This is a genomic window from Kitasatospora sp. NBC_01560 (genome assembly GCF_045208415.1).
Taxonomy (GTDB): domain Bacteria; phylum Actinomycetota; class Actinomycetes; order Streptomycetales; family Streptomycetaceae; genus Kitasatospora.
Map to the genome: position 1 here is coordinate 2,530,246 of NZ_CP109364.1, position 13,718 is coordinate 2,543,963.

At 70.6% G+C, this 13,718-nt stretch carries 12 protein-coding genes; 1 reads left to right on the forward strand and 11 read right to left on the reverse strand.

What is annotated here, in order from left to right; all coding sequences use genetic code 11:
* Positions 1-68: 68 nt before the first annotated feature.
* From OH807_RS10620 to arc, 8 genes are all read right to left on the reverse strand, one after another.
* Positions 69-1,376: an FKBP-type peptidyl-prolyl cis-trans isomerase gene (locus tag OH807_RS10620; RefSeq protein WP_406196806.1), complete on the reverse strand. Its 1,308-nt coding sequence runs from the start codon at positions 1,374-1,376 to the stop codon at positions 69-71.
* 273 nt (positions 1,377-1,649) lie between these two features.
* A complete protein-coding gene (locus tag OH807_RS10625; protein WP_406196808.1) occupies positions 1,650-2,636 on the reverse strand; it encodes an FKBP-type peptidyl-prolyl cis-trans isomerase in 987 nt (328 codons plus the stop codon).
* A gap of 150 nt (positions 2,637-2,786) precedes the next feature.
* On the reverse strand, positions 2,787-4,148 hold the full coding sequence (pafA, locus tag OH807_RS10630; RefSeq protein WP_406196810.1) for a Pup--protein ligase: 1,362 nt from the start codon (positions 4,146-4,148) through the stop codon (positions 2,787-2,789).
* Positions 4,149-4,275: 127 nt separating this feature from the next.
* Positions 4,276-5,061, reverse strand: a complete 786-nt coding sequence (gene prcA, locus OH807_RS10635; RefSeq protein ID WP_406196813.1) for a proteasome subunit alpha — start codon at positions 5,059-5,061, stop codon at positions 4,276-4,278.
* 30 nt (positions 5,062-5,091) lie between these two features.
* Complete coding sequence (gene prcB, locus OH807_RS10640; RefSeq protein WP_406196816.1) at positions 5,092-5,934, reverse strand: proteasome subunit beta; 843 nt, start codon at positions 5,932-5,934, stop codon at positions 5,092-5,094.
* A 161-nt stretch (positions 5,935-6,095) separates the two neighbouring features.
* Complete coding sequence (locus OH807_RS10645) at positions 6,096-6,314, reverse strand: ubiquitin-like protein Pup (protein WP_406196818.1); 219 nt, start codon at positions 6,312-6,314, stop codon at positions 6,096-6,098.
* A gap of 176 nt (positions 6,315-6,490) precedes the next feature.
* A complete protein-coding gene (gene dop / locus OH807_RS10650) occupies positions 6,491-8,002 on the reverse strand; it encodes a depupylase/deamidase Dop (RefSeq protein ID WP_406196822.1) in 1,512 nt (503 codons plus the stop codon).
* 248 nt (positions 8,003-8,250) lie between these two features.
* Entirely contained in the window at positions 8,251-10,017 is a 1,767-nt protein-coding gene (gene arc, locus OH807_RS10655; RefSeq protein WP_406196826.1) for a proteasome ATPase, read from the reverse strand.
* Between the two features lie 284 nt (positions 10,018-10,301).
* Here arc and OH807_RS10660 point away from each other — a divergent pair, with 284 nt between their 5' ends.
* Positions 10,302-10,604, forward strand: coding sequence for a ferredoxin (locus OH807_RS10660; protein WP_406196828.1), 303 nt, complete (start codon positions 10,302-10,304; stop codon positions 10,602-10,604).
* A 66-nt stretch (positions 10,605-10,670) separates the two neighbouring features.
* On the opposite strand, the gene OH807_RS10665 is transcribed toward OH807_RS10660, so the two are convergent.
* From OH807_RS10665 to OH807_RS10675, 3 genes are all read right to left on the reverse strand, one after another.
* Positions 10,671-11,276, reverse strand: coding sequence for a hypothetical protein (locus OH807_RS10665; RefSeq protein WP_406196832.1), 606 nt, complete (start codon positions 11,274-11,276; stop codon positions 10,671-10,673).
* Between the two features lie 155 nt (positions 11,277-11,431).
* Positions 11,432-12,391, reverse strand: coding sequence for a tRNA (adenine-N1)-methyltransferase (locus OH807_RS10670; RefSeq protein WP_406196834.1), 960 nt, complete (start codon positions 12,389-12,391; stop codon positions 11,432-11,434).
* Positions 12,392-12,436: 45 nt separating this feature from the next.
* The gene (locus OH807_RS10675; RefSeq protein ID WP_406196837.1) at positions 12,437-13,660 is read right to left on the reverse strand and encodes a site-2 protease family protein; all 1,224 of its coding nucleotides are present in this window, start codon (positions 13,658-13,660) and stop codon (positions 12,437-12,439) included.
* Positions 13,661-13,718 lie beyond the last annotated feature (58 nt).

The window sequence follows — 13,718 nt, forward strand, 5'->3', positions numbered from 1 at the left end:
CCCGTTCGGGTGCAGGGCACGCGGCCCACCCGAAGGTCACACGTACACCATTGTCACCCGAAAGTGGATCAGCCCTGACCCGCGTCCAGGATGTCGACCACGAACACCAGGGTCGAGTTGGCCGGGATGTCGCCCTGCGCCTGGTCCTTGTAGCCGAGCGAGGCGGGGATCACCAGCTCGACCCGGCTGCCCACGGTCTGGCCCTCCAGACCCTGGTCCCAGCCCGCGATGACCTGGCCGCCGCCGACCGGGAAGGCGAACGCCTGGCCCTTGCTCAGCGAGGAGTCGAAGACCTTGCCGTCCTTGAACAGCGCGCCGGTGTACTGGACGACGACCTTCTCGCCCTTCTCGACCTTCGGGCCGGTGCCCTTGATCAGGACGTGGCTCTTCAGCTCGGTCGGGTCGGCGGCGCCCTTCACCGGGGTGATCTCGGCGGGCTTCTTGCCGTTGTCCTTCACCTGGGGGAAGTCCGCGGGCGGCGGGGTGACGGTGCCGCTGACGGTCGCGTCGGGCGCGCTGACGTTGCGGATGTCGATCACGAACACCAGGTTGTCCTTGGCCCCGATCGACATGTTCGGGTTGCCCTGGGCGCCGAACGCGGCGGCCGGCGGGGCCACCACCATGACGCGGCTGCCGGCCTTCTTGCCGACCACGGCCTGGTCGAGCGCCGGGATCAGCGCATCGGTGCCGGCCTGGAAGATCTGCGGCTTGCCCGACTCGTCGTACGAGCTGGGGATGTCCTTGCCGGTCGTCCAGTCCTTGGCTGTGTAGTCGACCGAGGTCCAGGAGTTCTTCTCGATCTTGGCGCCGCTGCCCTCGGAGAGGACCTTGACCACGAAGGACCCGTCGGCCTGCTCGCCGGGCACCTCGATGGAGGCCTTCTTGCCGAACTCGCCGGTGACCGTCGGCAGCACCTTGGCGGTGTCCTTGATCGGCGGCACCGGTTCGGCGCTCGGCGTGGCCGGGGCGCTCTTCGTCGCGTCCGGCTGGGCCGCCGCGGTGTCCTTCTTGCCGTCGTCCTTGTTCACGACGTACAGCGTGACGGCGCTGCCGACCAGCAGCAGGGCCAGCACGGTGCCGAGGATCACACCGAGCCTGCCCACCCCGGGCGGGTTCTCGTCGTACCCGGCCTCCGAGGTGTCCTCGCGCCGCACGTTGGAGGCGAAGATCTGCGGGGCGGCGTCGGTCTTCGTGCCGCCGGTGCGCCGCTGGGCCTCGCCGGGCGCCGCCCAGCCGGCCTGCTGCTTCAGGATCGACGGCGGAACGACGATCGACTCGCCGTCGCCGGGCAGCGGGCCGCCGGGCCGCGAGTCGGCCGGGTCGCCGGCGGAGTTCCCGTTCGCGGCCCCGCCCGGGCTCGACTCTTTCTCAGACATGACTCCCCATCCATCTCGCCACGAGGTCTTCGAGGTCTACGGCCGGCGTGGTGAGCGCCGGGGTGCTGTCGCACGTACCGCCCGTTACCCGGACGCCGGCGGCGCCTACCACAGTGCGAGGGCAGTATGACAGGTCAAGATGAGGGCGGACGCTTCCTTGTGCGAGCGCCCGCCCAAGCGTACGGAATCCCACCCGTCTCTCCTAGAGCGTGTCCGCGCCGCAGCGTTGCGGCGGGACGGCCCGGACCGGGCAGCTCCGGCTGGACGGCCCGGCTAGACGGCCTCAAGGATGTCGATCACGAACACCAGCGTCGAGTTGGCCGGCACCGCGCCCTGCGCCTGGTCCTTGTAGCCCAGGGCCGGCGGCACCACCAGCTCGACCCGGCTGCCGACGGTCTGCCCGACGAGGCCCTTGTCCCAGCCCTCGATGACACTGCCGGTGCCGATCTGCAACGCCTGGGCGCCGCCGTGGCTCCAGGAGGAGTCGAACTGCTGCCCGTTGCTCCAGAGCACCCCGGTGTACTGCACGACCAGGGTCTGCCCGGACTTCACCTGCTTGCCCTCGCCCTTGATCAGCACGGCCTGCTGGAGGTCGGCCGGCGGGGCCTGCCCGGGCGGGATGGTGATCGTGACGGCGGCCTTCCCGTTGTCCTTCACCTGCGGCAGGGTGGCCGGCGGCTGGGTCATGGCGCCGGAGAGGGTGGAGTCCTGCGGCAGGCTCTCCATGATGTCCAGCACGAACACGACGGTGTCCCCGGGGGCCACGCCGAGCTGCGTGTTGCCCTGGCTGCCGAACGCGGCGGCCGGCGGCGCCACCACCAGGAGCCGGCTGCCGACCTTCTTGCCGATCACGCTCTGGTCGAAGGCGGGCACCAGCTGGCCACTGCCGGCCTGGTAGAGCTGCGGCTTGCCGCCCGCGTCGTAGGAGCTCGGCAGGTCCTTGCCGGTCGTCCAGTCCTTGGCGCTGTAGTTCACCGTCACCCAGTCGCCCTTGTTCACCGTGGAGCGGTCACCCTCGCTCACCGTGTTGACGACGAACTGGCCGCTGGGCGCGCCCTCGGGGATGGTGATGGTGGCCTTGCTCCCGAACCCGCCGCCCGACAGGGTCGGCATCGGCGCGGCCTCCGTCACCGGTGCGGGCACGGTGGGGGCGGCGCTGGACGCCGTGGGCGTCGCCGGGCTGGTCGCCTTGGTGGAGCTGCTGCAGGCGACCACCAGCAGCAGGGGCAGGGTGAGAAGCAAACCGGCGGTGCGGCGCACGGCGATCCTAACTGTCGGTCAGAGTCGGCTCTCCGGACTCGACGGACAGCGTATGCCCCGACCGCGTCCGGCCCCGGTAGACACCACCGGGGCCGGACGCCACGAAGATCACACCGGGGGCCGCCCGCCGCACGGCGGCCCCGGTGCAGGTCACATCCCCGCGATCAGCTTCTCCACCCGCTCGTCGACCGAACGGAACGGGTCCTTGCAGAGCACCGTCCGCTGCGCCTGGTCGTTCAGCTTGAGGTGCACCCAGTCCACCGTGAAGTCCCGGCGCTGCTCCTGGGCGCGGCGGATGAAGTCCCCGCGCAGCCGGGCCCGGGTGGTCTGCGGCGGGATCGACTTGGCCTCGAAGGTCTTGAGGTCGGTGGTCACCCGCAGGGCCTGGTTCTTCGCCTGGAGCAGGTAGAACAGGCCGCGCCGGCGGTGGATGTCGTGGTACGCGAGGTCGATCTGGGCGACCCGCGGGTTGGACATGGTCATCTGGTGCTTCTCGCGGTACCGCTCGATGAGCTTGTACTTCATGATCCAGTCGATCTCGGTGGCCACGCTGTCCAGCTGCTCGCTGCGGACCGCCTCCAGCGTCCGGCCCCAGAGGTCGAGGACCCTCGCGATGGTGCCGGTGTTGATGCCCTTGCGGTCGGCGAACTCCAGTGCCTTGGTGTAGTACTCCTCCTGGATGTCCAGCGCGCTGGCCTCCCGGCCGTTGGCCAGCCGGACCTGGTGGGTGCCGGTGAGGTCGTGGCTGACCTCCCGGATCGCCCGGATCGGGTTCTCCAGGGTGAGGTCGCGCATCACCACGCCGGCCTCGATCAGCCGCAGCACCAGGTCCGTGGCACCGACCTTGAGCAGCGTGGTGGTCTCGGACATGTTGGAGTCGCCGACGATGACGTGGAGGCGGCGGTAGCGCTCGGCGTCGGCGTGCGGCTCGTCCCTGGTGTTGATGATCGGGCGGGACCGGGTCGTCGCCGAGCTGACGCCCTCCCAGATGTGCTCGGCCCGCTGGCTGACGCAGTACACCGCGCCGCGCGGGGTCTGCAGCACCTTGCCCGCGCCGCAGATCAGCTGGCGGGTGACCAGGAACGGGATCAGCACGTCCGCCAGCCGGGAGAACTCGCCGTGCCGGGCCACCAGGTAGTTCTCGTGGCAGCCGTAGGAGTTGCCGGCCGAGTCGGTGTTGTTCTTGAAGAGGTAGACGTCGCCCGCGATGCCCTCCTCGTGCAGCCGCCGCTCGGCGTCCACCAGGAGCCCTTCGAGGATGCGCTCGCCCGCCTTGTCGTGCGTCACCAGCTCGGTGACCTCGTCGCACTCGGGGGTGGCGTACTCGGGGTGGGAGCCGACGTCGAGGTACAGCCGGGCTCCGTTGCGCAGGAAGACGTTGCTGCTGCGGCCCCACGAGACAACGCGGCGGAAGAGGTACCGGGCCACTTCGTCCGGTGACAGCCGTCGCTGCCCGCGGAACGTGCAGGTGACGCCGTACTCGTTCTCCAGCCCGAAAATTCGGCGGTCCATGAGGCATCCATTCTCTGATTGGAGCTGTCCGAAACCGCCTCCGCGGCGCCGAACCGGCCGCCGCAGGGGCACGGCAGTCCCGCACGACGGCGGGTGGCGGCCGCCGTACGGGGCTCCCTGGCACTGCTCAGTCGGACGCGTCCGACCGGTCCTTCCCGGCCGGCGGCGGGGTGGCCGCCGGCTTCTCGTCGTCGTCCGTCTCGGCGGTCTGGTCGCCGTCGAGCAGCCGGGCGAGCTGACTGCCCAGGATGCGCTTGAACTTGCGCTGCTGGAAGCGCTGGCGGTCCAGGACCGCCACCTCCAGCTGCTCGGGGGTGAGGGCGCGCGGGCTGCCGCCGTTGGGGTCCCGGGCGAGGGAGTCCACGGCGACCTTGACCGCCTCGGTGAGCGAGAGCCCGCTGCGGTGGCGCTGGCCCAGGTAGTTGCCGATCGAGTCGGCGTTGCCGCCCACCACCACGTAGTTCTTCTCGTCGACGACCGAGCCGTCCGGGGTGAGCCGGTAGATCTGGTCCTCTTCGGTGGTGCGGCCGACCTCGGCCACGATCAGCTCCACCTCGTAGGGCTTCTCGCCGACCGAGGAGAAGATGGTGCCGAGCGTCTGGGCGTAGACGTTGGCCAGGCCGCGGGCGGTGACGTCGGCCCGGTCGTAGGAGTAGCCGCGCAGGTCGGCGTAGCGGACGCCGCCGATGCGCAGGTTCTCGAACTCGTTGTAGCGGCCGACCGCCGCGAAGGCGATCTTGTCGTAGATCTCCGAGACCTTGTGCAGCGCCCGCGAGGTGTTCTCCGCGACGAAGACGATGCCGTCGGTGTAGGTGAGCACGACCACGCTGCGACCGCGCGCGATGCCCTTGCGGGCGTACTCCGCGCGGTCCGCCATGGCCTGCTGGGGCGAGACGTAGAACGGTGTCGACACCGGTGGCCGTCCCTTCCTTGGTAGGTGTGGCTAGAGCAGCGGGGCCTGCGGGCCGTTGGGGTGGATCAGGCGCTCGTCGGTGATCGAGACGGCGATCTCGGAGACCTCGGCGTCGGTGAGCCGGCGGAAGCCGTCCTCGGTGATCAGCGAGACGATCGGGAAGATCTTGCGGGCGAGGTCCGGCCCGCCGGTGGCGGAGTCGTCGTCGGCCGCGTCGTAGAGGGCCTGGACGACCAGGGTGGAGGCCTGCTCGGCTGACAGGCCGGCGCGGTAGAGCTTCTTCATCGAACCGCGGGCGAAGACCGAGCCGGAGCCGGTGGCGGCGAAGCCGCGCTCCTCGGAGCGACCGCCGGTGACGTCGTAGGTGAAGATCCGGCCGCGGCCGAGGTCCAGGTCGTAGCCGGCGAAGAGCGGGACGACCGCGAGGCCCTGCATCGCCATGCCGAGGTTGCCCCGGATCATGGTGGTGAGGCGGTTGGCCTTGCCCTCCAGGGAGAGCACGGTGCCCTCGATCTTCTCGTAGTGCTCCAGCTCCAGCTGGAAGAGCCGGACCATCTCGACCGCGAGGCCGGCCGTGCCGGCGATGCCGACCGCGCTGTACTCGTCGGCCGGGAAGACCTTCTCGATGTCGCGCTGGGCGATCACGTTGCCCATGGTGGCCCGTCGGTCGCCCGCGATCACCACGCCGCCGTCGAACACCGCCGAGACGATCGTCGTCCCGTGCGGGGCCTCGATCACCGCTCCCTCGGGCAGGGCGCGGCGGCCCGGGATCAGCTCGGGCTGGTGGTCCGCCAGGAAGTCGAGGAACGACGAGGACCCCGGGGTCAGGAAGGCAGCCGGTAGACGCCCGGTGCCACGAGTGTTGGCTTCCACACGATTCCTTCCAGGTAGCTTGAAGCGCGCTGCCCGGCACCCTACCCGCCCGACGATCACCGCCAACGCGTGGAGGGCCGGACCGGAGCGGGCGGACGGCCGTTGCCGTCCGCCCGCCCTCGGCGGTCGCGACCGTGAATTCCCTGAATGCCCGGACGGGGCTACTGGCCGCCCTTTTGGACAAACTGCCGCACGAAATCCTCGGCATTCGACTCGAGTACCTCGTCGATTTCGTCGAGAACCGCGTCGACGTCGTCGCTCAGCTTTTCCTGGCGCTCCTTGAGGTCCTCGGAATTCTGCGCTTCCGCAGCCTCTTCCTCGACCTCCTCGGAGGAGCGGTTCGCCCGCTGCTGGCCGCCGCCGGTGTCCTTGCTCGCCATTTCCCTCACCCCGCTCGATCCGTCTGGCACGGTTTGGTCGCTGCTTGCTGCACCGACCCTATACACAAGGTGCGACTACCCGCTTCCGGTTTGCCGGTGGCGCTTCCCGTCCCACACCCGCTGTCACCCCGGATGATTCCCATTTCGGCGGGTGTTCACCCGTGGTGATCGAAAAGTTACCCGCCGGAGAGCACCCGGAGCAGGTCCTCCGCCGTGCGGCAGCGGTCCAGCAGCTCCTTGACGTGGTTGCGGGTGCCGCGCAATGGCTCCAGGGTCGGGACCCGCTGGAGCGAGTCGCGGCCCGGGAGGTCGAAGATCACCGAGTCCCAGGAGGCCGCGGCGACGTGGTCGGCGTACTGCTCCAGACAACGCCCGCGGAAGTACGCCCTGGTGTCGTCCGGGGGCTTGGAGACGGCCCGCTGCACCTCCTCCTCGGTGAGCAGCCGCTCGAACCGGCCGCGCGCCACCAGGCGGTTGTAGAGGCCCTTCTCGGGCCGCACGTCGCTGTACTGGAGGTCGACCAGCTGGAGCCGGGAGTTGTCCCACTCCAGGGCGTCGCGGCTGCGGTAGCCCTCCAGGATCTCCCGCTTGGCGATCCAGTCCAGCTGCCGGGAGAGCGACATCGGGTCGCGCTCCAGCCGGCCCAGCACGTCCTCCCAGCGGGCCAGCACGTCCACCGTCTGCTCGTCGGCGTCGGTGCCGAAGCGGTCCTCGACGTACTTGCGGGCCAGCTCGAAGTACTCCAGCTGGAGCTGGACGGCGGTCAGCTTGCGCCCGTTGCGCAGCGTGATGAGGTGCTTGAGCGTCGGGTCGTGGGAGACCCGGTGCAGGGTCCGCACCGGCTGGTCGACCGCGAGGTCGGAGGCGATGAAGGAGTCCTCGATCATCGCCAGCACCAGCGAGGTGGTGCCGAGCTTGAGGTAGGTGGAGATCTCGGAGAGGTTGGCGTCGCCGATGATCACATGCAGCCGGCGGTACTTCTCGGCGTCGGCGTGCGGTTCGTCCCGGGTGTTGATGATCGGCCGCTTGAGGGTGGTCTCCAGGCCGACCTCCACCTCGAAGTAGTCGGCCCGCTGGCTGATCTGGAAGCCGTGGGCGGAGCCGTCCTGGCCGATGCCGACCCGGCCGGCGCCGGTGACCACCTGGCGGGAGACGAAGAACGGGGTGAGGTGGCGGACGATGTCGGCGAACGGTGTCGCCCGCTTCATCAGGTAGTTCTCGTGGGTGCCGTAGGAGGCGCCCTTGTTGTCGGTGTTGTTCTTGTAGAGGTGGATGGTCTGCCCGTTGGGCAGTTCCAGGGCGCGCTGGGCGGCAGCCGCCATGATCCGCTCGCCGGCCTTGTCCCAGAGCACGGCGTCGCGCGGGTTGGTCACCTCGGGCGAGCTGTACTCGGGGTGCGCGTGGTCGACGTAGAACCGCGCGCCGTTGGTCAGGATGACGTTGGCGAGGCCGATGTCCTCGTCGGTCAGCTGGCTGGCGTCCGCGACGTCGCGCGCGAGGTCGAAGCCCCGGGCGTCGCGCAGCGGATTCTCCTCCTCGAAGTCCCAGCGGGCCCGACGGGCCCGGTGCATCGCCGCCGCGTACGCGTTGACGATCTGGGACGAGGTGAGCATGGCGTTGGCGTTGGGGTGCCCGGGTACGGAGATCCCGTACTCGGTCTCGATGCCCATCACGCGCCGTACGGTCATGCGGCCCTCCTTGCCCGGTGCGCCGCCCCCCACGGGCGGAACACACGCTGACGTACCGCTGAACAACACCGAGGCCGGCGATGTGCCCGCGCACGGTGGGTCGAGCCTAGAACGCGCCACCGGCGGGCGGGTCCCGAGACGCGCCGTCCGGCTGCGGGGCCGCGAGGCGCCACAGCCGGACGGGGTGCGTGCCGTTCCGGGACCGGCGGGTGCCGGTCCCGGTTGCCGCGGGTCCGGGAACCACGCGGTTACAGGTACTGCCCGGTGTTGGCGACGGTGTCGATGGAGCGGCCGGACTCGGCGCCCTGCTTCCCGGTGACGAGCGTGCGGATGAAGACGATCCGCTCGCCCTTCTTGCCGGAGATCCGGGCCCAGTCGTCCGGGTTGGTGGTGTTCGGCAGGTCCTCGTTCTCCTTGAACTCGTCCACGCAGGCGGCGAGCAGGTGGGAGACGCGCAGACCGCGCTGACCGTGGTCCAGGAAGTCCTTGATGGCCATCTTCTTGGCACGGTCGACGATGTTCTGGATCATCGCGCCGGAGTTGAAGTCCTTGAAGTACAGGACCTCCTTGTCACCGTTGGCGTAGGTGACCTCCAGGAAGCGGTTCTCCTCGGTCTCGGTGTACATCCGCTCGACGACCGCCTGGATCATCGCCGCCACCGTGGCGTCGACGGAGCTGTCGTGCTCCTTGAGGTCGTCCGGGTGGAAGGGCAGCGAGTCCTTGAGGTACTTGGAGAAGATGTCCTTCGCGGCCTCGGCGTCCGGGCGCTCGATCTTGATCTTGACGTCCAGGCGGCCGGGCCGCAGGATCGCCGGGTCGATCATGTCCTCGCGGTTCGAGGCGCCGATCACGATGACGTTCTCCAGGCCCTCCACGCCGTCGATCTCGGCGAGCAGCTGCGGGACGATGGTGTTCTCCACGTCCGAGCTGACACCGGAACCACGGGTGCGGAAGAGCGACTCCATCTCGTCGAAGAAGACGATGACGGGAGTGCCCTCGCTCGCCTTCTCGCGGGCGCGCTGGAAGACCAGGCGGATCTGCCGCTCGGTCTCGCCCACGTACTTGTTGAGCAGCTCGGGGCCCTTGATGTTGAGGAAGTAGCTCTTCCCCTGGGGCCGGCCGGTCACCTCGGCGACCTTCTTCGCGAGCGAGTTGGCCACCGCCTTGGCGATCAGCGTCTTGCCGCAGCCGGGCGGGCCGTAGAGCAGCACGCCCTTGGGCGGGCGCAGCTCGTACTCCTTGAAGAGGTCGGCGTGCAGGTACGGCAGCTCGACCGCGTCGCGGATCTGCTCGATCTGGTTGCTGAGGCCGCCGATCTGGCGGTAGTCGATGTCCGGGACCTCTTCGAGGACGAGCTCCTCGACCTCGGACTTGGGCACGACCTCGTACACGTAGCCGGACCGCGGCTCCAGCAGGAGGGCGTCCCCCGGCCGGATGGTGATCTCGCGCAGCGGTTCGGCGAGGCGCACCACCCGCTCCTCGTCGGTGTGGCCGACGACCAGGGCGCGTTCGCCGTCCTCAAGGATCTCCTTGAGGGTGACGATGTCGCCGATGCTCTCGAAGGCCATCGCGTCCACGATGTTGAGGGCCTCGTTGAGCATCACTTCCTGGCCGCGCCGCAGCTCGTCGAGGTCGACGCTGGGGCTGACGTTGACGCGGAGCTTGCGCCCGCCGGTGAAGATGTCGGCGGTGCCGTCCTCGTTCTGGCTGAGGAAGGTGCCGAATCCGGCCGGGGGCTGTGCCAGCCGGTCCACTTCCTCCTTGAGGGCCACGATCTGGTCGCGGGCCTCACGCAGGGTGGAGGCGAGCCGTTCGTTCTGGGCGGTCACGCCGGCCAGGTTGGTCTGGAGCTCGACGATCCGCTCTTCGAGGATTCTCGAATTGCGCGGCGAGTCGGCGAGCTTGCGGCGCAACACGGCGATTTCCTGCTCAAGGTACGAGACCTGAGCGGCCTCGTCGGAACCACGAGCGGGCCTGCCGGTGCTGCGGTTGTAGTCGTCATCGTGGGCTGCCACGGTCCTCACCTCCTCCGGGGAGCTGGACGCTTCCAGACCCTACCTGGGACCAGGGGTCCGTAAACCCCTAGATCAAGAAAGATGGAACGGGCGTGTCCGATCTTCGCCCCAGCGTGCTTCCCCTCTGCTAAGGAGATACCCACCGCGCACCACCCAAAGCGGACCAGATGTATCGTCGAGCGAGTCGATATCCGATCGGGACCGAGACTTCCGGTCCGATCGTTGTACGAATGGCGGGATTGCCTCCGATAAGGGGCGACCCGGGACAGAAACGGCAGGGGACCATGTCGGTGACCGAAGAGGCGAAGGCCGGCGAGCCGCTGGAGGTGTGGATCGACCAGGATCTGTGCACCGGCGACGGCATCTGTGTGCAGTACGCGCCCGAGGTCTTCGAGCTCGACATCGACGGGCTGGCCTACGTCAAGGGAGCGGACGACGAGCTGCGCCAGCAGCCCGGCGAGACCGCACCGGTGCCGCTGACGCTGCTTCAGGACGTGGTGGACTCGGCGAAGGAGTGCCCCGGCGACTGCATCCACGTGCGCCGGGTCACGGACCGGGTCGAGGTGTACGGGCCGGACGCCGAGTAGGCACGCCGGGCCCGGGCGTACCGGCCCGGGCGGGCGCGGCGGGCGGAACGGGGCTCAGATCCCGGCTCAGGTCCGGCTGAGCGGGGCGGTGGCCTGGGAGCGTTCCCAGCCACCGCTCTTGTGCGTCCAGGTGAGGTCCAGTGAGATGTCCGGGCTGAACCGCGGCACGTCGTCGCCGGAATACCCCTGCGCGTGGCCGGTGATGACGCCGTCGCTGCGCAGGCCGAGCCGGCTGACGGTGAGGTTCTCGCGCTCGGATACCAGGGTGGCGAGCACCGCGGGCCGGCCGGCGGTGCCGGGGCCCAGCAGGAAGACGGCGTCCGGCGGGGTGCCGTTCTCGGCCGCGCAGTGGGCGGCCGCGACCGTGCCGGGGCGTCCGTCGCCGAGGTCGGCGGCGAAACTGACGGATATCTTCACCGGGAACGGGCCGCAGTCCAGCGGGAGTTCGGCCTTGGCCGGGTCGGGGGCCGCGGCCGCCGGGAGGGCTCTGGGCGTGCCCCGGGCGGGCACCGGGGTGCCGGTGGCCGGGCCGGCCGCGAGCGCCGTGGCGACCACGGCGGCACTGCCGGCGATCGCGAGGGCCCAGTGCCAGGGGGCGGAGCGGGCGTGTGCCGGCCCGCCGCGGCCCTGCGGTGTCTGCTGCTCGGGCGTCGCCTCGACCGCGGTCTCCACCAGGCGTCCCCTCCAGTGGGCTGTCTGCGCTTGGGGTGTGAGCGAGCATCGTCCCACACGGGGGCGGCCGCGGTGTGGCCCGGGTGCGCGGGTAACGCGAAGGGGTGGTACACGGGCGGGAAAGCCCGGTGTACCACCCCCTGCGGCGCGTAGGGTCAGCCGAGGTCGGTCGGGCCGTCCTCGTCGGTGCGGGCGGCGGCACGGGCCGCGGCGCGCTCCTGGAGGCTGCGCTCCGGGGTGCCGTTGTCGTAGTCCTCGCCGTACGCGCCCTTGGCGGGGCGGCGGCGGCGCAGCGGCGGCTCGACGCCGTCGGCGAGGCGCCGGGCGGTGAGCAGGAAGCCGGTGTGGCCGATCATCCGGTGGTCCGGGCGGACGGCGAGGCCCTCCAGGTGCCAGGTGCGGACCATGGTCTCCCAGGCCTGCGGCTCGGTGTAGGTCCCGTGCTCGCGCAGCGCCTCGACGGTCTTGGACATCTGCGTGGTGGTGGCCACGTAGCAGCAGATGAGGCCGCCGGGGACGAGCGCCTTGGAGGCGACGTCCAGGCACTCCCAGGGGGCGAGCATGTCGAGGATGACGCGGTCGACGTCGGCCTCGACCAGGTTGTCCTGGAGGTCGCCGACGGTGAGCTTCCACGCCGGGTGCGGTCCGCCGAAGTACCGCTCGACGTTGCTCCTGGCGATGTCGGCGAAGTCCTGCCGACGCTCGTAGGAGGCCAGCATGCCGGTGTCACCGACGGCGCGCAGCAGGTAGCTGGAGAGCGCGCCGGAGCCGACGCCGGCCTCGACCACGCGGGCACCGGCGAAGATGTCGGCCATCGCCAGGATCTGCCCCGCGTCCTTGGGGTAGATCACGGCGGCGCCGCGGGGCATGGACAGGACGTAGTCGGGGAGCAGGGGGCGCAGCGCGAGGTACGGGACGTTACCCGTGGTGCGCACGACCGTGCCCTCGGGGGCGCCGATCAGCTCGTCGTGCGGGAACGCACCCTTGTGGGTGTGGAACTGGTTCCCGGCCTGGAGCGTGAACGTGTAGTGGCGGCCCTTCGGGTCGGTCAGCTGGACCTGGTCCCCGACCTGGAAGGGCCCGCGTCGGCGGGTGGCACCGGTCGGTTCGGACATGCGGACAATCCTAAGGGAAGCAGCCGCTCCGGCCGACCACGGTGATCATCTGCCGGTGACGGCCGCCGTCAGGCGCTGCTCGATGTCGGTGAGCGCGGCGACGCCGTACACCCGGCCGTCCGCCTCCAGCACCAGGTACTCGCCGGCCGGGGTGGTGCGCACCGCCCGCAGCAGGTCCTCGCCGGTGAGGTCGGCGGAGAGCCGCAGGCCGGCTTCGAGGTCGCGGGAGAGCGCGCCGGCGGCGATCCACGGGCGGCGGTGCTCGGGCACCGCGCGGACCTGGGCCTCGCTGACGATGCCGATCGGCTCGCCCCGGCCGTCGATCACCACGACGGCGCCGGCCTCGGCCTCCCGGGCGCGGCGCATGGCCTCGCCGAGCGGGGTGTCGGCGGTGACCTCGACGGTGCGCCGGGCCAGGTCGCGCAGCCGCAGGCCGGGCAGCGCCTCCTTGAGCCGGGCGTTGCGCAGGCTGGCGCCGGCGCCGTTCCAGATGATCGCGGCCAGGACGGCCGCGAGCACCGCGTCGACCAGCGTGTCGGTGGTGGTGCGCTCGACCCCGCGGGCCGAGCTGATCAGCGGCAGGCCGACCAGGACGGCGACGGCCAGGCCCCGGCCGACCCAGGCGGCGGCGACCGTGCCGGCCATCGGCCGGCCGGTGACGGCCCAGACCACGGCCCGCAGCATCCGTCCGCCGTCCAGCGGGAGGCCGGGCAGCAGGTTGAAGGCGGCGACGACGACGTTGGAGACCATCAGGCCGGTGAGCAGCACGCCGGGCACGGTGGAGAGCTCGACGGCCTGCATGGCGAGGTAGAAGAGGCCGCCCAGCAGCAGCGAGAGCAGCGGGCCGACGAAGGCCAGCCAGAACTCCCGCCAGGGGGTCTCGGCCTCGTTCTCGATCTCGGAGACGCCGCCGAAGAACTGGAGCTGGATCCGGCGCACCCCGAGCCGGTAGCGGAGCGCGACGAGGGTGTGGGCGAGCTCGTGCACCAGCACCGAGCCGTAGAAGGCGACGGCGAAGGAGAACGCGACCAGGTAGCGGGTCGCGCCGAGGCCGGGCAGCACGCGGTCGAGCTGCCCGCCGAAGACCCAGGTGATCAGGGCGGCGATGACGAACCACGAGGGGGTGACGTAGATCGGCACGCCGAACGGGCGGCCCATCAGGATGCCGGTGCGGCGCTCCGGCTCCTCCGGCGGCGGGCCGGGCCGGCGGTCGCCGTCGTCGTCGTGCGGTGGCTGTTCGGAGGCCTGCCGGCCCCTGCTGTCGCTCACCGTGATCCCTTCGGTCGGTTCCCCCGGCGTGCGCCGTGCGCCGGTGCGCCCACGCTAC

What these genes read in the sequence shown, in the direction of transcription:
- OH807_RS10660 (WP_406196828.1), top strand. Translation starts at nt 10,302, where the DNA reads ATGTCGGTGACCGAAGAGGCGAAGGCCGGCGAGCCGCTGGAGGTGTGG.
- pafA (WP_406196810.1), bottom strand. Translation starts at nt 4,148, where the DNA reads ATGGACCGCCGAATTTTCGGGCTGGAGAACGAGTACGGCGTCACCTGC.
- OH807_RS10620 (WP_406196806.1), bottom strand. Translation starts at nt 1,376, where the DNA reads ATGTCTGAGAAAGAGTCGAGCCCGGGCGGGGCCGCGAACGGGAACTCC.
- dop (WP_406196822.1), bottom strand. Translation starts at nt 8,002, where the DNA reads ATGACCGTACGGCGCGTGATGGGCATCGAGACCGAGTACGGGATCTCC.
- OH807_RS10670 (WP_406196834.1), bottom strand. Translation starts at nt 12,391, where the DNA reads ATGTCCGAACCGACCGGTGCCACCCGCCGACGCGGGCCCTTCCAGGTC.
- OH807_RS10645 (WP_406196818.1), bottom strand. Translation starts at nt 6,314, where the DNA reads ATGGCGAGCAAGGACACCGGCGGCGGCCAGCAGCGGGCGAACCGCTCC.